The organism is Photobacterium pectinilyticum, from assembly GCF_024357955.1.
Lineage (GTDB): Bacteria > Pseudomonadota > Gammaproteobacteria > Enterobacterales > Vibrionaceae > Photobacterium > Photobacterium pectinilyticum.
Genome location: NZ_JANEYT010000008.1, coordinates 32762 through 54487 on the forward strand (window position 1 = coordinate 32762; position 21726 = coordinate 54487).

Here is a 21726-nt window from a genome sequence, read left to right on the forward strand (position 1 = left end):
AATGGCGCGCTCGGGAGGATTCGAACCTCCGACCGCCTGGTTCGTAGCCAGGTACTCTATCCAGCTGAGCTACGAGCGCGCAAAATCTGTTTTATCGTATCGCCTTTCGACAATATATTGAAATAATGGCGCGTCCGGGAGGATTCGAACCTCCGACCGCCTGGTTCGTAGCCAGGTACTCTATCCAGCTGAGCTACGGACGCGCAGGCATTCTTTATCAAGTAGAACTTGAACAAGAAAAGAATGGCGGTGAAGGAGGGATTCGAACCCTCGATACGGGTATAAGCCGTATACTCCCTTAGCAGGGGAGCGCCTTCAGCCTCTCGGCCACCTCACCACACAAATTATGGCGCGCTCGGGAGGATTCGAACCTCCGACCGCCTGGTTCGTAGCCAGGTACTCTATCCAGCTGAGCTACGAGCGCGCAGAATCTTTTTGGTTAGGAAACACCTAACGACCAATGCGTTTCCGTCATTGGCATAAGTAACAATCCGTTGATACTTAGAAATAATGGCGCGTCCGGGAGGATTCGAACCTCCGACCGCCTGGTTCGTAGCCAGGTACTCTATCCAGCTGAGCTACGGACGCACACTAATTCGGTTTTATAGCATCGCCTCTCGGCAATACGTTGTAAATAATGGCGCGCTCGGGAGGATTCGAACCTCCGACCGCCTGGTTCGTAGCCAGGTACTCTATCCAGCTGAGCTACGAGCGCACACTTAATTCGGTTTTATATAGTACCGCCTATTGGCAATACATTGTAAATAATGGCGCGTCCGGGAGGATTCGAACCTCCGACCGCCTGGTTCGTAGCCAGGTACTCTATCCAGCTGAGCTACGGACGCGCAGGCATTCTTTATCAAGTAGAACTTGAACAAGAAAAGAATGGCGGTGAAGGAGGGATTCGAACCCTCGATACGGGTATAAGCCGTATACTCCCTTAGCAGGGGAGCGCCTTCAGCCTCTCGGCCACCTCACCACACAAATTATGGCGCGCTCGGGAGGATTCGAACCTCCGACCGCCTGGTTCGTAGCCAGGTACTCTATCCAGCTGAGCTACGAGCGCACACTTAATTCGGTTTTATATAGTACCGCCTATTGGCAATACATTGTAAATAATGGCGCGTCCGGGAGGATTCGAACCTCCGACCGCCTGGTTCGTAGCCAGGTACTCTATCCAGCTGAGCTACGGACGCGCAGGCATTCTTTATCAAGTAGAACTTGAACAAGAAAAGAATGGCGGTGAAGGAGGGATTCGAACCCTCGATACGGGTATAAGCCGTATACTCCCTTAGCAGGGGAGCGCCTTCAGCCTCTCGGCCACCTCACCACACAAATTATGGCGCGCTCGGGAGGATTCGAACCTCCGACCGCCTGGTTCGTAGCCAGGTACTCTATCCAGCTGAGCTACGAGCGCACACTTAATTCGGTTTTATATAGTACCGCCTATTGGCAATACATTGTAAATAATGGCGCGCTCGGGAGGATTCGAACCTCCGACCGCCTGGTTCGTAGCCAGGTACTCTATCCAGCTGAGCTACGAGCGCGCAATGCAAGCCCATTCATTAATAATAAGGAATGGCGGTGAGGGAGGGATTCGAACCCTCGATACGGCTATAAACCGTATACTCCCTTAGCAGGGGAGCGCCTTCAGCCTCTCGGCCACCTCACCGTCTTGCGGGGGCCCATATTACTGCCAGCCGAAAATAAGTCAAACACTTTATCGTGAAAAAATGACATCCACTGCGCGGATGCACACTTAATAGCCAACACGGCATATTATCGCGCGTAATGGCCCAGTATCTCTTCTAGATTCAAGAATATGGCGCGGCAGGCAATAACAAAAAAGGCCAGCATAAATGCTGGCCTTCTTCGAATTAGTAGTTACCAGAACCCTGGGAACCTGATTCTTTTTCCGCTTGAATACGCATGTAAATTTCTTCGCGGTGTACAGAGACTTCTTTCGGTGCATTTACACCAATTCGAACCTGATTACCTTTAACGCCAAGAACAGTAACGGTGACTTCATCACCGATCATTAGCGTTTCACCTACGCGTCGTGTCAAAATTAGCATTCGTGTGCTCCTTGAGTAATCTCAGTATTATAAGTGTTAACGTTTATTATCCAACAATATTTACAATTACGTAAATGTTCACTGCTCAAGAAACAGCGAGAAGTGGTCGATTATCCAGACTTTCTGGCTCAACCACAAATTTTTTGTGGATGTGTTCTACGGCTAACTGTAAATGTTGCCCATTGATCAATAGTGAAACACAACGAGCAGTACTTTTTTGTTGATATACCCTCATCCCTTTTTCTGTCAGCGAGGCAGCCACTTGCGTGCTATCCCCTTCTATTCCTTCCCCGACAAGAGTCAGTATAGCGACGGAGGGTTGAGTTAATTCTGTTTTTTCTAAGATAACATTCAGTCGGGCCAATTCATCATCAGCCGCAACTATATAGGTTGCAGGATAGGTTGCTTGCTGGCTATCACCATAGCACCAAGCATCTACCCCTAACAGGCCAAGTTGTTGCTCCACCTTCTCAAGCGGTTGTGCAACTCGGTATAATGCCTGCCTGCCTTTGACAGCAACCCCGGCGGCACCATGGGATGATACCGTCGAGAAATCGACCAAGGTTCCTTCCCCTTCAGCGAATGATGAAAGGACCCTCAACGGAACCTGATGTTGCTCAGCATATTCAACCGACTGTAATTGTAGCACTTTTGCGCCGTGACGTGCCATTGCCGTCATATCATCGAAATGAATCGTCGATAAACGAGCCGCTTCACTGACTAAACGGGGATCAGTCGTATACACCCCGTCAACATCCGTGAAGATTTGGCACTCATCGGCAGCCAGAGCGCCAGCGATAGCAACAGCGGTGGTATCAGAACCTCCGCGTCCTAGGGTTGTGATGTTATTTTGACTATCTCGACCCTGGAAGCCCGCGACAACAACAATGTGGTCACGCTCAAGCAGTTCTGTTACCACCTCAGTCTCTACTTCGGTGATGGTGGCATTATTGAATACAGTATCAGTGCGGATGCCTAACTGCTCACCAGTCAATGATGTTGCCTGGTACCCCCGCTTGTTGAGGGCCATGGCAAGCAGGGCAATGGTGACCTGCTCGCCGGTTGACAACAATACGTCCAGCTCCCGCTGGGTCGGAACGGCATCAATCTGTTTTGCCAGTCCCAACAAACGGTTGGTTTCACCAGCCATCGCTGAAACGACCACGACAACCTGATGACCACGCTGGCGCGCCTGAATAACGCGCTCAGCCACCGCTTCAATACGTTCGATACTCCCGACCGACGTACCACCAAATTTTTGCACCAATAGTGCCACTTCACCTCTCCAACTATTACAGTTTTTCAATCAACCAAGGGGTAACAGACTCAAGTGCTGCAGGTAATGCTGCCGCATCAGTGCCACCAGCTTGCGCCATGTCCGGGCGACCGCCGCCCTTGCCGCCAACTTGCTGGGCAACCAGGTTAACCAACTCGCCTGCTTTGACTTTACTCGTCAAATCTTTGGTTACACCGGCAATCAGGCCAACCTTATCACCGCTGACATTGCCCAACACGACAATACCGCTACCTAGCTGGTTCTTCAGCTCATCAACCATACCGCGAAGGGCTTTGTTGTCGGCGCCGTCAAGCTTGGTGACCAACACCTTAACGCCGTTGATTTCCTGAGCTTTGTTGATCAGGCCTGCACTTTCTTGTGCTGCCAGCTTGTCTTTTAGTTGCTGAATTTCTTTTTCCAACTGCTTGCTGTGAGCAACCAGCGCACTGACTTTAGTTGCCACTGACGCGGCATCAGATTTCACAAGGCTTGCTGTTTCAGCCAGAAGTACTTCCTGATCGTGCAGTGTTGCGATAGCCGCTTCCCCCGTAACCGCTTCGATACGGCGGATACCAGCAGCGATCCCCCCTTCTGAAACGATTTTAAACAAACCGATATCACCGGTGTTAGCAGCATGGATACCACCACACAGTTCAACAGAGAAGTCACCCATACTAAGGACACGAACTTCGTCATCATATTTTTCACCAAACAACGCCATAGCGCCTTTTTCTTTGGCTGAATCGATGTCCGTTACAACAGTATTGATCGCGTGGTTAATACGGATTTGTTCGTTCACCACACGTTCGATTTCACGTAGCTCTTCCGGCTTAACCGCTTCTAAGTGAGAGAAGTCAAAACGTAAACCTTCCGGCTTAACCAGTGAGCCTTTCTGGGTCACGTGCTCACCAAGCAGGTTACGCAGTGCAGCATGTAGCAAGTGTGTCGCTGAGTGGTTCAGACTGGTCGCTGCGCGACGTGCTGCGTCAACGGTTGCTGTCAGCTTGTCACCCACTTGCAGTGAACCTTCAGCCAGCTTACCGGTGTGACCGATAGCGTTGCCGAACTTTTGGGTATCTGCAACCACAAACTGAACACCGTCAGCGGTCATTGCACCTGTGTCACCACACTGACCACCAGACTCGGCATAGAACGGTGTGTTGTCCAGAACAATCAAGGCTTCTTCGCCAGCATTGATAGCATCAACCGCTTCACCTTCACGGTAAAGGGCAACTACATTTGCTTGGCCTTCGGTTGCACCGTAGCCACAGAATTCAGTCTCCGCGTCTACTTTGATCGCGTCGTTATAGTCAACGCCGAACTGGCCTGCATCACGAGCACGCTGACGCTGTGCTTCCATCGCATTGTTGAAGCCTTCTTCATCAATAGAGAAGCCACGTTCACGCGCGACATCATTGGTCAGATCCGCAGGGAAACCGTAGGTATCGTACAGCTTAAACACGGTCTCGCCGTCAAGCACTTTGCCGTCAAGGTTATCCAACGCTTCAGCCAGAATCGTCATGCCGCGGTCCAGGGTACGACCGAAGTTATCTTCTTCGATCTTCAGTACTTTCTCGACCATTTCCAGCTGCTTCTTCAGCTCTTCACCGGCGGTGCCCATGATTTCAGCTAGCGGAGCAGCCAGTTTGTAGAAGAAAGCCCCCTTGGCACCTAGCTTGTTACCATGGCGAACCGCACGACGGATGATACGACGCAGAACGTAACCACGACCTTCGTTTGACGGCATCACACCATCAGCAATCAAGAACGCACAAGAACGGATGTGGTCAGCAACAACACGTAGCGACTGGTTGCCCAGATCGTCGTGGCCAATCACAGCTGCCGCTTCTTTGATCAGCGTCTGGAAGATATCGATTTCGTAGTTAGAGTGCACACCCTGCATGATGGCAGAGATACGCTCGATGCCCATACCGGTATCTACCGACGGCTTAGGTAGCGGATCCATCGTACCGTCAGCCTGACGGTTGAACTGCATAAATACGTTGTTCCAGATCTCGATGAAACGATCGCCATCTTCTTCAGGTGTGCCCGGACGGCCACCCCAGATGTGATCACCGTGGTCGTAGAAAATTTCAGTACAAGGACCGCAAGGGCCGGTATCACCCATCTGCCAGAAGTTGTCTGACTCGAATGGCTTGCCACCTTTCTTGTCACCGATACGCACGATGCGATCAGCCGGTACGCCAACTTCTTTGTTCCAGATGTCAAAGGCTTCGTCATCGGTTTCGTAAACGGTAACCAACAGACGATCTGCTGGCAGTTTCAGTGTGACGGTAAGGAATTCCCAAGCAAACTTAATCGCGTCTTGCTTGAAGTAATCACCGAAACTGAAGTTACCCAACATCTCGAAGAACGTGTGGTGACGAGCGGTAAAGCCAACATTTTCCAGGTCGTTGTGCTTACCACCGGCACGAACACAGCGCTGAGCGGTTGTTGCTCGAGTGTAGTTGCGCTTTTCCAGACCTAAGAATGTATCTTTGAACTGGTTCATACCCGCGTTGGTGAACAACAGCGTAGGGTCATTGGCAGGCACAAGAGATGAACTCTCAACTATCTGGTGGCCTTTACTCTCAAAAAACGCAAGAAACGCACGGCGAATCTCATCAGTGCTCATGTACATTGGCAAATCCTGAATAATGCTTTTATGTAAACTGAATGGTCGAATTTAACTGTCTTTATCACCTGCCCTGAGTTCCACCATGCCCTCGGCAGGACAATTTGGGCAGGCAGTGATGAGACTAAAATAAATTCTTTGGCGGTTATTGTAAAACAACGGTAGCCAATACGGGAAATGTTATGTTCAGAAATAAGGCAATTTATCCCCGCCATGCGGATAACAGAGGGGGATATGGTGGTTTTTGGCGGTGTTTAGGGGAAGAGGAACACCTGGTCAGTATTCATCGTCAACATCGAGGGCATATTGGATCTGCTCTAAGTCAAACCCTCGGTACTGCATAAAACGCAGTCGTCGGGCTTTTTCTTTCTCGCTCTCCATCGGACTTTCGCCGAATTTTTTCAGGGCAACCTCACGGGCGTGCTCATACCAATCAAACTCATCATCTTCGAACAACTGGCGGATAATCTCTTCGTGTATCCCCTTGAATTTCATTTCTTGGCGGATACGCAGCAGCCCCCAGCCCTTGGCGATACCATTACCTAACAAGCGCTCGGCAAACCTTGCATCATCCAGCCAGTTATAATCCTGGCAAAGCGCCACCGCGTCATCAACTTCGGCCAGCTCGTAGCCACGGGCCAGCAGCTTTTGCTGCAGCTCTTTCTCGGCATGGTCACGGCGTGACAGATACCTGACCGCCAATTGCGTGGCACTTCGGGCCGGTTTCTTCACTTTCATTATCCTCTCCAGTAAAAAAAGCGGGCGTGGTAATCATACCCGCCCGCTCTTCTATTCTGTCATTCAGCCTTGCTGGCTAAGCATGATTAAAATGCCTTATCTTCGGCATCTTCTTCCGCTTCAGCTGCCGCTTCTTCAAGTACAGCCGGCGTTAGCAGTAGCTCACGCAGTTTAGCTTCAAGCTCTTCAGCAATATGGCGGTTTTCCTCGATGTACTTACACGCATTTGCCTTACCCTGACCGATCTTGTCACCCTGGTAGCTGTACCATGCACCCGCTTTCTCAACCATCTTGTTCTTCACGCCAAGGTCGATCAGCTCGCCGTAGCGGTTGAAACCTTTACCGTAAAGGATCTGGGTTTCAGCTTGTTTGAACGGTGCCGCAATCTTGTTTTTCACAACCTTGATACGGGTTTCGTTACCTACCACTTCATCACCTTCTTTGACAGCGCCGGTACGACGGATATCAAGACGAACAGAAGCGTAAAATTTCAGTGCGTTACCACCGGTTGTGGTTTCTGGATTACCGAACATCACACCGATCTTCATACGGATCTGGTTGATGAAGATACACATGCAGTTCGACTGCTTCAGGTTACCGGTGATTTTACGCATAGCCTGAGACAGCATACGTGCCTGCAGACCCATGTGTGAATCACCCATCTCACCTTCGATTTCGGCCTTAGGCGTTAGGGCAGCAACGGAGTCGACAACCAGAATATCAACCGCGCCAGAACGAGCTAGGGCATCGGCAATCTCCAATGCTTGCTCACCAGTATCTGGCTGGGAAACCAATAGCTGGTCGATATCTACACCTAGTTTCTGCGCGTAGATTGGGTCAAGCGCATGCTCAGCATCGATGAAGGCACAGGTTTTGCCTTGACGTTGGGCTGCAGCAATAACTTCTAGTGTTAACGTGGTTTTACCTGAAGATTCAGGACCGTAGATTTCAACGATACGGCCCATTGGCAGACCACCAGCACCCAAGGCGATATCTAGAGACAGAGAACCGGTAGACACGGTTTCGACATCCATAGTGCGGTTGTCGCCCAACTTCATGATCGAGCCTTTACCGAATTGCTTTTCAATTTGACCTAACGCGGCGGCGAGTGCCTTCTGCTTGTTGTCGTCCATTAGACTCTCCAAGGGATGCTTAATTAATGCTTAAACTAAGTACTGATATTGATGATTAGTATACTGTCTATTCATACAGTGTCTAGCACTGGATGAATTTTTTTTCGCCAAATTGCTCTCGGCTCATGAACGCCTCAGGATTGTGCCATCAGCGCAAGCAACCCAGATAGCGCTTTGTCAACGGCTTGTTGCCGTACCTCTGGCCGGTCGCCATCAAAAAGGCAGGTTTCCACCTTTAGCTTGCCTGTTTGATCAGCCCAGCCAAAACACACGGTACCGACCGGCTTCTCTTCGCTACCACCGCCAGGCCCAGCAATACCGCTGATGGCAACGGCGATGTCGCCACGCGAATGAGCCAGTGCCCCCGTTACCATTTCAGCCACGACCTGCTCACTGACAGCACCATACTGGGCCAATGTTTGTACGCTCACGCCAAGCATCTCCTGCTTGGCCTCATTACTGTAGGTCACAAATGCCCGGTCAAACCATGCCGAGCTGCCGGCAATATCCGTGATGGCGGTAGAGACCCCGCCCCCGGTGCAGGACTCGGCGGTGACTGCCACCCAGTTACGCTGGGCCAGGGCCAGCCCGACCTGTTGTGCTAATGCCATCATCACTCCCTAGTTAATACGGCCAACCTAAAACGATAAAGCTAGTATGACGAGATTGTTCCGTGTCACTGAATACGCCACTAGCCATCCACTGCGTACACATTACTTAGCTCACCCACAGCGGGCAAGCCTGTTGTCCACCACAATTATTGCTGCGGGAAAAATACACGCTCTCCCCTTTGCCGAAAGGTCGGGATCACGTATCCTAAGCGACCAGAAACTTCCCCCGGATATAGTAGGGTCACCCAGCCCTCCGGCACAATGTAGCAGGCAACAACGTGACAATAAAAGGCTTAGAAAAACATACACCTATGATGCAGCAATTTTTACGGATCAAAGCAGAGAATCCGGAGGTCTTGCTGTTTTATCGGATGGGTGATTTCTACGAACTATTTTTTGATGACGCAAAGCAGGCTTCGCAACTGCTGGATATCTCGCTGACCAAGCGTGGCTCTTCCAATGGCCAGCCGATCCCGATGGCAGGTGTCCCCTACCATGCCATTGAGGGCTACCTTGCCAAACTGGTTCAGCAAGGTGTCTCCGCGGCTATCTGTGAGCAAATTGGTGATCCCGCGACCAGCAAAGGGCCGGTCGAGCGTAAGGTAGTGAGAATTATCACGCCGGGTACCGTCAGCGACGAAGCACTGCTCAGCGAGCGCCAGGACAACCTGATTGCCGCCATCTACCATGAAGGCAGCAAGTTCGGTTACGCCACGCTGGATATTACCTCGGGTCGCTTTATGCTCGCCGAGCCGGAGACTGAAGAAGCCATGCAGGCCGAGTTGCAGCGTACCAGCCCGGCTGAATTGCTGTATCCGGAAGATTTTGACCTGCCAGGCCTGTTCCACGGTATGAAAGGTGCCCGACGCCGTCCGGTCTGGGAGTTTGATCTCGAGACTGCGCGCCAGCAACTGACCATGCAGTTCGGTACCCGTGATCTGGTTGGCTTCGGGGTCGAACAGGCCGAGCACGGTCTATGTGCGGCAGGCTGCCTGATGCAATATGTCAAAGATACCCAGCGCACAGCCCTGCCTCACATCCGGGCGATCACCCTAGATACCAAGGATCACTCGGTGATCCTGGATGCTGCTACCCGCCGTAACCTCGAGTTAACCCAGAACTTGGCTGGCGGCTTCGACAATACCTTGGCTTCCGTTCTTGACCAAACAGCCACGCCAATGGGTAGCCGCTTGCTAAAGCGTTGGTTGCACCAACCAATCCGTGACCGCCAGCAGCTCAACGGTCGCCTTGATGCCATTGCCGCTTTTAAGGACACCGGACTATTTTTGGATCTTGCAGGCGTATTGCGCCACATGGGTGATCTAGAACGTATCCTTGCCCGCCTGGCTCTGCGCTCTGCTCGCCCTCGCGATCTCGCTCGTATGCGGACTGCGCTCCAACACCTGCCGGAGCTGGCTGAACTACTTGGTGAGATCAACCAGTCCCGTATTGGTGAATTAGCTGGCCTTGCCGCCCCGATGGACGAGCTGTGCGAACTGCTTGAGCGCGCCATTATCGACAACCCACCAGTGGTAATTCGTGACGGTGGTGTACTGGCTCCGGGCTACAATGCCGAACTGGACGAATGGCGAGATCTAGCCGACGGCGCAACCAAATTCCTTGAAGAGATGGAAGCTAACGAACGCGAACGCCATGACATCGATAGCCTGAAAGTGGGCTTCAACAATGTTCACGGCTTCTATATCCAAGTCAGCCGTGGCCAGAGCCACCTGGTGCCGAGCCACTATGTACGCCGCCAGACCCTAAAAAATGCTGAGCGTTACATCATCCCTGAGCTCAAGGAACACGAAGACAAGGTACTGAACTCGAAATCTAAAGCGTTGGCATTAGAGAAGAAGCTTTGGGAAGAGCTGTTTGATCAACTGCTACCGTACCTTGAACAACTGCAAAATACGGCTAATGCCCTGTCGGAACTAGATGTCCTTGCCAACTTGGCCGAGCGTGCTGATACCCTGAACTACTGCCGCCCTGAACTAACAGAAGCCACCGGAGTTGAAATCACCGCCGGCCGCCACCCGGTGGTCGAACAAGTACTGAGCGAACCATTTATCGCTAACCCGATTTCACTCCACCATGACCGCCGGATGTTGATCATCACAGGTCCGAATATGGGGGGTAAATCGACCTACATGCGCCAGACGGCTTTGATCGCTCTGCTTGCCCATGTCGGTTCTTTTGTGCCGGCCGAAGCCGTTAAGATCGGTCCGCTGGATCGGATCTTCACCCGTATCGGTGCTTCCGATGACCTGGCTTCGGGCCGCTCGACCTTCATGGTAGAAATGACCGAAACTGCCAATATCTTGCATAATGCCACGCAGAATAGTTTGGTACTGATGGATGAGATCGGTCGCGGTACCAGTACCTATGACGGCCTGTCGCTGGCATGGGCCAGTGCCGAATGGCTAGCCGATAAAATTTCGGCCATGACCTTGTTCGCGACCCACTACTTTGAACTGACAGAGTTACCATCGCTGATGGACGGTTTGGCCAATGTCCACCTTGATGCCGTAGAGCACGGTGATGAAATCGCCTTTATGCACGCGGTACAGGAAGGGGCAGCCAGCAAGTCTTACGGCTTGGCCGTTGCTAGCTTAGCCGGTGTCCCTAAGTCGGTGATCAAACGTGCCAAGTTCAAGCTTCAGCAACTCGAAGCCAGTGGCCACCAGCAAGCTGTTTCACCTAGCGCCAACAGCCAAGAACCGTTAGTCGAACAGCAGCTGAGCCTGCTGCCGGAGCCAAGCGAAGTCGAAGAAGCACTGGCGCGGATCAACCCAGACGAAATGACACCACGCCAAGCACTGGATGAGTTGTACCGCTTGAAAACCCTGATGTAGCCGGGCTGGTAGAGATAAAGGAAAATAAAAGGGATGCCATTTGGCATCCCTTTTTGATTGAACCGGAAAAAGTAAAGTTAAAGTGGACCGGTTTACAATTGTTCCTGATTGAACAGCGACTCAATGCTCAACCCTTGATGAGTTAGCATATCGCGTAAACGGCGTAAGCCTTCAACTTGGATCTGACGCACTCTTTCACGGGTCAGGCCGATCTCACGACCAACATCTTCCAATGTCGACGCTTCATAACCAAGCAAGCCAAAACGGCGTGCCAGCACTTCACGCTGCTTAGGGTTAAGTTCCTGTAGCCAGTGGACAATAGATGCTTTGATGTCGTCATCTTGAGTTGATGTTTCGGGACCGCCGCTCTTTTCATCCGGAATGATATCAAGCAGGGCTTTTTCGGAATCACCACCGATAGGATTATCTACCGAACCCACACGCTCATTGAGACGTAGCATCCGGTTGACGTCATCAACCGATTTGTCCAGTTTCAACGCAATGTCTTCCGCCGTTGGCTCGTGGTCCAGCTTCTGTGCCAACTCACGGGCAGTGCGGAGATAAACATTCAGCTCTTTAACGACATGGATAGGCAGACGGATAGTCCGGGTCTGGTTCATAATTGCCCGTTCAATAGTCTGACGGATCCACCATGTTGCGTAGGTTGAAAAACGGAAACCACGCTCCGGATCGAATTTCTCAACCGCACGGATCAAACCAAGGTTGCCTTCTTCGACCAAGTCAAGCAGAGCCAAGCCACGGTTACTGTACCGGCGAGAAATTTTGACCACGAGTCGAAGGTTACTTTCGATCATGCGCTTGCGGGCAACTTCATCACCACGAAGAGCACGTCGGGCGTAGAGGACTTCTTCCTCTGCGGTCAACAAAGGTGAAAAGCCAATTTCCCCAAGGTAGAGCTGGGTCGCATCAAGAGCTTTCTGCGTAGCCCCATATTGCGACATATCGACATCATCGTCACTAGCACTAACATCTTCGGCTTTGGTTTCAACGGTTGCGGATTCAGTCTCCGCTTCTTCATCGAATTCAAAGTCTTCAATATCTGCAGCAGTATTGCTTCCACTCATAGCGCCTCCCAGATGGCGAGTTAGCAAGACATTACAACTTTACTATGCCATGTTATCTATTTGGGTAAGTACCGCATTGGATCGACGGACTTACCCTTGTAACGGATCTCAAAATGCAACTTCACAGTACTTGTGCCTGAGCTTCCCATAGAAGCAATTTTCTGGCCAACCGATACCTTTTGCTGCTCCTTGACATAAACTTGGTCGTTGTGGGCATAGGCACTGAGATAATCATCGTTATGTTTGATAATCACCAAATTGCCATATCCCCGAAGCGCGTTACCGGCATAAACCACCACCCCATTGGCAGACGCATTGACAGATTGTCCACGCTGCCCAGCGATGTCGATCCCTTTATTGCCATTCTCCGAGTTGGAGAACTTGGCAATCACACGCCCCTTCGACGGCCAAGACCATTTAGCCACTTTGGCGTTGCTAGATTGCGGCTTAGATGTAACAACTTTGTTACTTTTGGTTTTTTGAGAGTACTCTTTTGTGGGAGCCGGATCAACATTTTTATTGGCGACTTTTTGCTCGCTTTGCGTCTTGCTTGCCGCTGACTGAACCGGTTTCTGGGAGGCCGGTTGCGTCACAGGCTGCGCCTTAGCCGCTGGTTTTGGTTGAGCAGGTTTTGAGACTTTTGTTTTTGTTGGAGTTTTAGCTGCCGGTATGGCAGCTACAGCAACCGGTGCAGCCTGGCCATATTTGGGGGCAACGTATTTTGGCCGCCACAATTGCAACCTTTGACCAGGAAAAATGGTATAAGGCTTCGACAATTTATTACTTGTAATAATATCGTCGACATCCCGTCCAGTAATGTAAGAAATGAAGTAAAGCGTATCGCCCTCCCGGACTTGATAATAGCTACCGCGGTAGCTACCACGCTCCAGGCTGTTGTAGTCCTTGCCAAGGCTCATCACCGGAGCAGGACTATGATTACTACAGCCAAACAACATCAGGCTGACAGCTATCGCTGCCAGCTTCCGCGTCCTTGCTGAAGACAACACCCTTATCATATGACCTATGCCAACTCCCCGGCGACAAGAGGGACAAATCGTACCGCTTCAATATCGCGGTATGCAAAACGCTCTCCTTCGCGAACAATCACTTTCAATACCTGTGCATGCTCACCCACAGGGATCACCAAGCGGCCCCCATCAGCCAACTGATTGAGTAGCTCCATGGGAATTTCAGCGGCCGCCGCCGTCACAATGATGGCATCGAACGGGCCCTTTCCAGCCCACCCCAACCAACCGTCACTGTGCTTGGTCGAGACATTATGCAGCTCAAGCTGTTTTAGACGTCGTTTGGCCTGCCATTGCAGTGCCTTGATCCGCTCAACCGAAAACACATGGTTAACCAAGTGTGCCAGCACCGCCGTTTGATAACCTGAGCCAGTACCGATCTCCAGTACTCTTGAGTCAGCAGACAGGGCCATTAACTCCGTCATTTTGGCGACAATGTACGGCTGCGAGATGGTCTGCCCACTACCGATAGGCAGAGCATTATTTTCATAAGCTTTGTGTGACAGGGCTTCATCGATAAACCGCTCCCGCGGGACAGACGCCATCGCCTGGAGCACCTTATCATCACAAACCCCCTGCTGATGTAAATAGTTCAGCAAAAGCGTCCGCTCGTCCACATTGCGCATTGCGACTATCTCTCCTGTTGCTCAACCCACATACTGATCCCTTCCAGCGCATCATGCGCGGTGAGATCTACCTGTAGTGGGGTAATCGATACACATTGTTGCTCAATAGCATAAAAGTCCGTTCCCGGACCAGCGTCCTGACAAGGTCCCGGCGGCCCCAACCAGTAAAGCTCTTTGCCTCGCGGATCCGTACCCTTAACCATATTCTCAGCACGGTGACGGGCACCTAGACGTGTCACCTGCCAGCTTCCCAATTGAGAATAAGCGACATCCGGCACATTGATATTCAATATTTTATTGCTTGGCAATGGCTGTGACTGTGCTTTTAGCAGCAAATCTTTGACAACCCGCGCTGCCGTCTCAAAGTGCTGATGTCCCACCAGCGAAACAGCAACTGCCGGCACACCGAGGAAGTGGCCTTCAGTTGCAGCGGCAACCGTACCCGAGTACAGCACATCATCCCCCAGGTTTGCCCCGTGGTTGATACCTGCAACAACAACATCCGGACGTTCATCCAGCCATTCATTGAGTGCGAAATGGACACAGTCAGTCGGCGTCCCTTCCACCGAAATCCGCTTTTCACCTTCCTGGCGGATCCGCAACGGGTTATCCAGCGTCAGCGAGTTGGATGCACCAGAACGGTTACGGTCCGGTGCAACCACCGTGACCTCACCGATATCGCTCAATACCTTTGCCAAGGTGTTGATCCCCTCGGCAAAGATACCATCATCGTTACTGATCAGAATTCGCATCGTGTCCTTCCTGTTGTTCCTGCTCAACCATGAGCTCGCGAACGACCGCGGTGGCAAAACAGCCCGCAGGCAGCGCAAAAGAAACGGTGACGGTATCGCCATCTTGCTGCCATACCATCTGCTTAGGTTTCAACAATAGCGAGCGACGCTCGTGGCGCATTCGGTTGTCACGGATCAGCTTGAGTAGCAAAGGCTCCTGCTCGACAATAGCCATTTCAAAGGCTTCTGCCTGGGCTGTGGTCGGTAGGGCATTATCACCCATCATAGGTGCAGTAATGCTTGCTGTGCCATTATCCACCGCCTGCTGCCACTGCTCGGGGTTTGATTCCACCAAGCGGCCGCGATCGTCTTCTTCCGTTTCTAACAGATCACCGGCGACCACCGTATGGACAGTTTGCTGCTCGATACGCTCTGAAAGCACCATATTGAACAACCACGAGCGTGCAGCCGATAGGTAGAAGCTACGCTTACTCTTGTCACGAACGCGGAATTCATCATTCCCCCAAGCACGGGCCTTGATGACATTGTTACCGCCATGGCCAAAACGCTGCTCACCGAAATAGTTCGGCACACCCAGCAGCTTAACCTGCTCCAAGCGCGCCATTACGTCGTCGGCTAGATCCAGATCGCGCAAGGTCAGCTGAAACCAGTTACCCGCCAAATCACCAGGACGTAGCTTTTTATCATGGCGGGCGGTTTCCAACACTTCGACACCCGGATGTTCGGCAACAAATTGTGCCAAGTCCGGATCCGGTTTACCTGGCAGGTGCACACTGAGCCACTGCTCAGTCACCGCATGGCGATCCTTCAAACCAGCCCAGCTTACATCGCGCGACTTAACACCGCAGGCTTTGGCCAGTTCATTGACCACATACTTGGTGTTTTCCCCGGTCTTGCGGATCTTCACCATAAAATGCTCGCCCACTCCGGCAAACTCGAAGCCAAGGTTTTCCTTTACTACAAAATCTTCAGGTTCAACCTTAATGCGGCCCTGACAGCTTGGTTTTCCATACAACCAGCTGAAGTTGTCCATTACCGTAGACATAATTACACCATTCTTTAGCAGCACCGAGATGCCAGAAGGCAAGGCTACATAGCCCTGCCTGATTTATTCCTTACTGATCAGCACAACCGCTTCACAGGCAATGCCTTCTTTGCGTCCGGTAAAACCAAGACGCTCCGAGGTGGTCGCTTTTACATTGATGTTCTCAACGTCCGTTTCCAAATCCTCGGCAATAGCTTGGCACATCGCACCGATATGCAGGGCCATTTTCGGCGCCTGGGCAATGATGGTGACATCAAGGTTCCCCAAGCGATAACCTTTTATTTTTATTTTGCGGTATACGTCGCGCAGCAACATACGGCTGTCAGCCCCTTCCCACTCGGCATCGGTATCCGGGAAATGGCGGCCAATATCGCCAGCGCCAATGGCACCCAGCAATGCGTCACATACCGCGTGTAGAGCCACATCACCATCGGAATGGGCAATCAGACCCTGCTCATAAGGAATCGCAACGCCACCAATAATTACCGGGCCTTCGCCACCAAATTTATGGACGTCAAAACCGTGTCCAATACGCATCATTGCTCATCCTTCAATAAATGTTGCAAATAAAACTCCGCGAGCGCGAGATCTTCAGGTTGGGTAACCTTTAGGTTGTCGGCACGCCCGGTGACCAATTTAGGCGCCATGCCACAATGCTCCAGCGCCGAGGCCTCGTCTGTGACCACCGCCCCGTCGGCCAGCGCCTTTTTCAGCGCGAGCGTTAACTGACCAGCACGGAACATCTGCGGCGTCAGGGCATGCCAAAGATCACTACGCTCAACCGTGACGGCTATCGCTTGCTGGCCATTACCACGTTTCATGGTGTCGCGAACCGGTGCTGCTAAAATAGCACCGAATTCGCTCGCCTGCGCCTCGAGGATCAACCGGTCGAGATCCTGCTGACGTAAACAAGGACGTGCGGCATCATGGACCAGCACCCAGGCATCAGGATCACCAATAGCGGCCAAGCCGGAAAATACGGAATCAGCCCGCTCTGCACCACCATCAACCCGGGTCACCTGCGGGTGATCCGCCAACGGTAAGGTTGGGAAATAGGGGTCATGCTCGCTGATCGCGACCACCACCCGTTCAACCTTTGGGTGTTGGAGCAAACGGTCAATGGTATGTTCAAGAATCGTCTTGCCAGCGATGTGCAAGTACTGTTTTGGGCGGTCAGCCGCCATTCGACTACCGACACCAGCAGCCGGTACGACTGCGATCAATTTTTCATTCATGCATATTAAAAAGCTGGCTCACGCCAGGCAAGTCTCTGGAGTTCAGTCGCTGACAATACGGAAAAATGTTTCATCCGTTCCAATCATTCCCAGCTCGTTGCGGGCGCGTTCTTCAACGGCTTCCTGACCACGGTGCAAGTCATGAATTTCGAAATACATCTGCTGGTTCCGTTGAACCAGTTCGGCATTAGCCTGTTGTTGCACCGCTACATTATCGCGCACCGCTAAGTAATCGACCATGCCATTCTTGCCGAGCCAGAAGTCATACTGTAACCAGCTGAGGATGACCAACAGCAGGAGGTTTAACAATCGCATTGCACCCTCTTGGCAATGGTATAAGAAATTAAGCTAATCATAACAGATTGAAACACAAAGACGTGTCAAGCCGCTGGTAAAAATACCAAACTGAACATTGCTCAGTTTGGTATATTCCCATAACTTGTAGTTTGACACTAGGGTCAGTTAATACCCAACCGACTATTCGCCCATAAAAAAACCGCCCTTAAAGGACGGTTTTTAGTATCAGCTCGGGTAACCCCGATGCGCAGCTTTTAATTAAGCTTGGCCTTTAACTTCTTTAAGACCGTTGTAAGGTGCTTTCTCACCTAACGCTTCTTCGATACGGATTAGCTGGTTGTACTTAGCAACACGGTCAGAACGGCTCATTGAACCAGTTTTGATTTGGCCAGCAGCAGTACCTACCGCTAGATCAGCAATAGTTGCATCTTCAGTTTCACCAGAACGGTGAGAGATAACTGCAGTGTAACCAGCATCTTTAGCCATCTTGATTGCAGCTAGAGTCTCAGTTAGAGAACCGATCTGGTTGAACTTGATAAGGATAGAGTTAGCTACGCCTTTCTCGATACCTTCAGCAAGAATCTTAGTGTTTGTAACGAATAGATCGTCACCTACTAGTTGAAGCTTGTCACCTAGTAGTTCAGTCTGGTGCTTGAAGCCATCCCAGTCAGACTCGTCAAGACCATCTTCGATAGAAACGATTGGGTACTGGTTAGCTAGATCAGCTAGGTAGTGGTTAAACTCTTCAGAAGTGAAGATTTTACCTTCGCCTTTCATGTTGTAGTTGCCAGCTTCTTTGTCGAAGAACTCAGATGCAGCACAGTCCATAGCAAGAGTAACGTCTTTACCAAGTACGTAGCCTGCAGCTTCAACAGCTTCTTTGATTGCAGCTAGTGCAGCAGCGTTTGACTCTAGGTTAGGAGCAAAACCACCTTCGTCACCAACAGCAGTGCTTAGGCCTTTAGCCTTAAGTACTTTAGCTAGGTTGTGGAATACTTCAGCACCGATGCGTAGACCTTCTTTAAGAGTTTTCGCGCCAACTGGCTGGATCATGAACTCTTGGATGTCAACGTTGTTATCAGCGTGCTCACCACCGTTGATGATGTTCATCATTGGTAGAGGCATAGAGAACTGACCAGCAGTACCGTTTAGCTCAGCAATGTGCTCGTATAGAGGCATGCCTTTAGCAGCTGCAGCAGCTTTAGCGTTCGCTAGAGATACAGCTAGGATTGCGTTTGCACCGAAGTTAGATTTGTTTTCAGTGCCGTCTAGGTCAAGCATGATCTGGTCGATGTCAGCTTGAGCTTTAGCATCTTTACCAACAAGAGCTTCCGCGATTGGGCCGTTCACAGCTTCAACAGCTTTAAGAACACCTTTACCTAGGAAACGAGACTTGTCACCGTCGCGTAGCTCAAGAGCTTCACGAGAACCAGTTGATGCGCCAGATGGAGCAGCAGCCATACCTACGAAACCGCCTTCTAGGTGAACTTCAGCTTCTACAGTTGGGTTACCACGTGAATCAATGATTTCACGACCTAGAACTTTAACGATCTTAGACATTGTGTTTCCTCTTGCTTTATCTTGAAATTAAAAGCTAAAAAATAGCTGCAGCTATCACGGCTACAGCTATCCGTAATCCTTACTTGTTAAGCTCACCGCGCTGGTTGGAGCCAGCAGCCTTCACGAACCCTTCAAACAGAGGGTGACCATCGCGAGGGGTAGAGGTGAACTCAGGGTGGAACTGAGCAGCCACAAACCATGGGTGGTTAGGGATCTCGATAATTTCCACCAATTTCTTGTCTGCTGACAGACCAGAAACCTTCAGACCTGCTTTCTCTAGACGAGGAAGTAGGTTGTTGTTTACTTCATAGCGGTGACGGTGACGCTCATGTACTGTTGGGTTACCGTATAGCTCACGCGCTTTAGAACCTTCAGCCAAGTGACATAGCTGAGAACCCAGACGCATTGTACCGCCAAGATCCGATTTTTCAGTACGCTCTTCCACGTTACCTTCGCCGTCAACCCACTCAGTGATCAAGCCGACCACTGGATGCTTAGACTGGGCGTCGAACTCTGTCGAGTGCGCGCCTTCAAGGCCTGCCGCATTACGAGCAAACTCGATAAGGGCAACCTGCATACCTAGGCAGATGCCAAGGTACGGAATTTTGTTTTCACGGGCGTATTGTGCAGTTTGGATTTTACCTTCTACACCGCGGCCGCCGAAGCCACCAGGAACCAAGATAGCATCAAGGCCTTCCAGTACTTCTGTACCTTTAGACTCAACATCCTGAGAATCAACATACTTGATCTTCACTGACAGACGGTTCTTAAGACCGGCATGCTTCAGTGCTTCATTCACTGACTTGTATGCATCTGGTAGTTCGATGTACTTACCCACCATACCGATAGTCACTTCGGCTGTTGGGTTGGCTTCTTCGTAGATCACCTGTTCCCACTCAGTCAGGTCAGCTTCTGGAGCTGTAATACCGAAGCGCTGACAAACCAAGTCATCCAGGCCTTGAGCCTTGATAAGTTGTGGGATCTTATAGATAGAATCTACGTCTTTCATTGAGATAACTGCTTTTTCCTGCACGTTACAGAACAGGGCGATTTTCGCACGCTCGTTAGCAGGGATGTTACGGTCAGAACGACATACAAGGATGTCAGGCTGGATACCGATAGAAAGCAGTTCTTTCACTGAGTGCTGAGTTGGCTTGGTTTTCACTTCGCCAGCTGCTGCCAAGTATGGAACAAGTGTCAGGTGCATGAACATTGCGCGTTCACGGCCTAGCTCAACCGCTAGCTGACGGATTGCTTCCATAAATGGTAGAGATTCGATATCACCTACAGTGCCGCCAACTTCGACGATAGCTACGTCGTGGCCTTCTGCACCTGCAATAACACGTTCTTTGATCGCATTGGTGATGTGTGGGATAACCTGAATCGTTGCACCTAGGTAGTCACCACGACGCTCTTTACGCAGTACATCAGCGTAAACACGTCCCGCAGTGAAGTTATTGCGCTTGGTCATCTTGGTACGGATGAAACGCTCATAGTGGCCTAGGTCAAGGTCAGTCTCTGCACCGTCTTCCGTTACGAATACTTCACCATGCTGAATTGGGCTCATTGTGCCTGGGTCAACGTTGATGTAAGGGTCTAGCTTCATCATGGTCACGTTAAGACCACGCGCTTCTAGAATAGCCGCCAGCGATGCTGCAGCAATACCTTTACCTAGTGAGGATACGACCCCGCCCGTAACAAAAATGTAATTCGTCGTCATGTTTTACCTGGAAGATTGGTATAGAGGATAAAATGTATCTGGACGGGAAATTAGTATACCAGACACACTTTATTGCCACAACGTGAAAACTATCACAGCACGTTTGGTTTTTTTTTGTCTCAAATCAATTCTACTAAACTAGATGACTATAGATTGAGCATTCACCCGTGTGACTGCCCTTAACTCCCCCCACCTCGCTTACTTTGTCTTCAGCTCGCTACGCTTGACCTCATCCCAGATAGCATCCAAATATTCCAGGGAGCAATCGTCAATACGCTTTCCTCTTTCTAGCACAGTTTTCTCCACTTCGCGAAAACGACGCTCGAATTTCTGGTTGGCTTTCTTCAGTGCCACTTCCGGTTTGACCTGCACATGACGGCTGAAGTTGGCGACAGCAAACAACAAATCCCCCACTTCTTCTTCGATTTTACTTTGATCAGGTGACACTTGAATGACTTCTTCCATCACCTCTTCAATCTCTTCATGCACCTTATCGACAACCGGCCCTAGGGTATCCCAATCAAATCCGTGCTTGGCACAGCGCTTCTGGATTTTATCGGCCCGGATGAGCGCAGGCATCGCTTGCGGGATGTTAGCCAGCACACTGGAATCCTCCCCTTTGACTGAACGCTCCTTGGCTTTCTCCGCTTCCCAGTTGGCATTGATCTCGGCCTCATTGGCAAACTCAGTATTAGCAAACACATGCGGATGACGACGGGTCAGCTTCTCGTTGATACCACGGACCACATCATCAAAATCAAACAGCCCCTGCTCTTTGCCAAGCTGGCTGTAGAAAATCACCTGGAACAACAGATCACCGAGCTCCTCACGCACATCATCCCAATTCTGCTGCTCGATAGCATCAGCCACTTCGTAAGCTTCCTCCAGAGTATGCGGCACAATGGACGCGAAGGTCTGTTTCAAGTCCCAAGGGCACCCCTGCTGTGGGTCGCGCAACGTGGACATAATCTCAACCAATTGCTCAATGGGCGCTTTGTTCTCGCTCATACTGTGATTTCCTTTCTTTGGCTAAAAAAAAGCGGGTCGCCTTCGCTTCC

The 21726-nt window shown here is 50.9% G+C and carries 18 protein-coding genes and 14 tRNA genes; 1 reads left to right on the forward strand and 31 read right to left on the reverse strand.

Translation table 11 applies throughout. The features are described from left to right. Positions 1-2: 2 nt before the first annotated feature. The 20 genes from NHN17_RS05335 to pncC all read right to left on the reverse strand — a co-directional run bounded on the left by NHN17_RS05335 (position 3) and on the right by pncC (position 8468). Positions 3-79, reverse strand: a tRNA-Arg gene (locus tag NHN17_RS05335). 47 nt (positions 80-126) lie between these two features. After that, positions 127-203: transfer RNA gene (locus NHN17_RS05340), tRNA-Arg, on the reverse strand. 41 nt (positions 204-244) lie between these two features. Then, positions 245-337, reverse strand: a tRNA-Ser gene (locus NHN17_RS05345). A gap of 10 nt (positions 338-347) precedes the next feature. After that, positions 348-424, reverse strand: a tRNA-Arg gene (locus NHN17_RS05350). An 87-nt stretch (positions 425-511) separates the two neighbouring features. Continuing rightward, positions 512-588, reverse strand: a tRNA-Arg gene (locus tag NHN17_RS05355). Between the two features lie 50 nt (positions 589-638). Continuing rightward, a tRNA-Arg gene (locus tag NHN17_RS05360) sits at positions 639-715 on the reverse strand. 53 nt (positions 716-768) lie between these two features. Continuing rightward, positions 769-845 (reverse strand) — tRNA-Arg (locus tag NHN17_RS05365). 41 nt (positions 846-886) lie between these two features. Beyond that, positions 887-979 (reverse strand) — tRNA-Ser (locus tag NHN17_RS05370). 10 nt (positions 980-989) lie between these two features. Further along, positions 990-1066, reverse strand: a tRNA-Arg gene (locus NHN17_RS05375). 53 nt (positions 1067-1119) lie between these two features. Further along, positions 1120-1196: transfer RNA gene (locus tag NHN17_RS05380), tRNA-Arg, on the reverse strand. A gap of 41 nt (positions 1197-1237) precedes the next feature. Next, positions 1238-1330, reverse strand: a tRNA-Ser gene (locus NHN17_RS05385). A 10-nt stretch (positions 1331-1340) separates the two neighbouring features. After that, positions 1341-1417, reverse strand: a tRNA-Arg gene (locus tag NHN17_RS05390). 53 nt (positions 1418-1470) lie between these two features. After that, positions 1471-1547, reverse strand: a tRNA-Arg gene (locus NHN17_RS05395). 32 nt (positions 1548-1579) lie between these two features. Then, a tRNA-Ser gene (locus NHN17_RS05400) sits at positions 1580-1672 on the reverse strand. A 205-nt stretch (positions 1673-1877) separates the two neighbouring features. Further along, on the reverse strand, positions 1878-2075 hold the full coding sequence (gene csrA, locus NHN17_RS05405; protein ID WP_107349901.1) for a carbon storage regulator CsrA: 198 nt from the start codon (positions 2073-2075) through the stop codon (positions 1878-1880). An 85-nt stretch (positions 2076-2160) separates the two neighbouring features. Further along, a complete protein-coding gene (locus NHN17_RS05410; protein WP_255041096.1) occupies positions 2161-3351 on the reverse strand; it encodes an aspartate kinase in 1191 nt (396 codons plus the stop codon). 16 nt (positions 3352-3367) lie between these two features. Next, a complete protein-coding gene (gene alaS / locus NHN17_RS05415; RefSeq protein WP_255041097.1) occupies positions 3368-5992 on the reverse strand; it encodes an alanine--tRNA ligase in 2625 nt (874 codons plus the stop codon). Between the two features lie 270 nt (positions 5993-6262). After that, on the reverse strand, positions 6263-6724 hold the full coding sequence (gene recX / locus NHN17_RS05420) for a recombination regulator RecX (protein ID WP_255041098.1): 462 nt from the start codon (positions 6722-6724) through the stop codon (positions 6263-6265). 86 nt (positions 6725-6810) lie between these two features. Further along, positions 6811-7857 carry a recombinase RecA gene (gene recA, locus NHN17_RS05425; protein WP_255041099.1) on the reverse strand — a complete coding sequence of 349 codons (1047 nt, stop codon included), beginning with the start codon at positions 7855-7857 and terminating at the stop codon, positions 6811-6813. Between the two features lie 134 nt (positions 7858-7991). Next, positions 7992-8468, reverse strand: coding sequence for a nicotinamide-nucleotide amidase (gene pncC / locus NHN17_RS05430; RefSeq protein WP_255041175.1), 477 nt, complete (start codon positions 8466-8468; stop codon positions 7992-7994). A 278-nt stretch (positions 8469-8746) separates the two neighbouring features. Between pncC and mutS the strand changes: the two genes are divergently transcribed. Beyond that, positions 8747-11323, forward strand: coding sequence for a DNA mismatch repair protein MutS (gene mutS / locus NHN17_RS05435; RefSeq protein WP_255041100.1), 2577 nt, complete (start codon positions 8747-8749; stop codon positions 11321-11323). Positions 11324-11415: 92 nt separating this feature from the next. On the opposite strand, the gene rpoS is transcribed toward mutS, so the two are convergent. From rpoS to mazG, 11 genes are all read right to left on the reverse strand, one after another. Beyond that, a complete protein-coding gene (gene rpoS / locus NHN17_RS05440; protein ID WP_255041101.1) occupies positions 11416-12408 on the reverse strand; it encodes an RNA polymerase sigma factor RpoS in 993 nt (330 codons plus the stop codon). A 56-nt stretch (positions 12409-12464) separates the two neighbouring features. Continuing rightward, positions 12465-13364, reverse strand: coding sequence for a murein hydrolase activator NlpD (gene nlpD, locus NHN17_RS05445; RefSeq protein ID WP_255041176.1), 900 nt, complete (start codon positions 13362-13364; stop codon positions 12465-12467). A gap of 65 nt (positions 13365-13429) precedes the next feature. Next, positions 13430-14059 (reverse strand): protein-L-isoaspartate(D-aspartate) O-methyltransferase, encoded by a 630-nt coding sequence (locus NHN17_RS05450; protein ID WP_255041102.1) that lies wholly within the window; start codon positions 14057-14059, stop codon positions 13430-13432. A 5-nt stretch (positions 14060-14064) separates the two neighbouring features. Next, positions 14065-14811: a 5'/3'-nucleotidase SurE gene (gene surE, locus NHN17_RS05455; RefSeq protein ID WP_255041103.1), complete on the reverse strand. Its 747-nt coding sequence runs from the start codon at positions 14809-14811 to the stop codon at positions 14065-14067. After that, a complete protein-coding gene (truD, locus tag NHN17_RS05460; RefSeq protein WP_255041104.1) occupies positions 14792-15856 on the reverse strand; it encodes a tRNA pseudouridine(13) synthase TruD in 1065 nt (354 codons plus the stop codon). Before truD ends, surE begins: the two co-directional genes overlap by 20 nt. A gap of 63 nt (positions 15857-15919) precedes the next feature. Further along, entirely contained in the window at positions 15920-16393 is a 474-nt protein-coding gene (gene ispF, locus NHN17_RS05465) for a 2-C-methyl-D-erythritol 2,4-cyclodiphosphate synthase (protein ID WP_255041177.1), read from the reverse strand. Beyond that, positions 16393-17091, reverse strand: coding sequence for a 2-C-methyl-D-erythritol 4-phosphate cytidylyltransferase (gene ispD / locus NHN17_RS05470; protein ID WP_255041105.1), 699 nt, complete (start codon positions 17089-17091; stop codon positions 16393-16395). Before ispD ends, ispF begins: the two co-directional genes overlap by 1 nt. A gap of 42 nt (positions 17092-17133) precedes the next feature. Further along, positions 17134-17406, reverse strand: a complete 273-nt coding sequence (gene ftsB, locus NHN17_RS05475; protein ID WP_255041106.1) for a cell division protein FtsB — start codon at positions 17404-17406, stop codon at positions 17134-17136. 240 nt (positions 17407-17646) lie between these two features. After that, positions 17647-18948, reverse strand: a complete 1302-nt coding sequence (gene eno, locus NHN17_RS05480) for a phosphopyruvate hydratase (protein ID WP_255041107.1) — start codon at positions 18946-18948, stop codon at positions 17647-17649. Positions 18949-19027: 79 nt separating this feature from the next. Further along, positions 19028-20668: a CTP synthase gene (gene pyrG, locus NHN17_RS05485; protein ID WP_255041108.1), complete on the reverse strand. Its 1641-nt coding sequence runs from the start codon at positions 20666-20668 to the stop codon at positions 19028-19030. 198 nt (positions 20669-20866) lie between these two features. Next, complete coding sequence (gene mazG, locus NHN17_RS05490; protein WP_255041109.1) at positions 20867-21676, reverse strand: nucleoside triphosphate pyrophosphohydrolase; 810 nt, start codon at positions 21674-21676, stop codon at positions 20867-20869. Positions 21677-21726 lie beyond the last annotated feature (50 nt).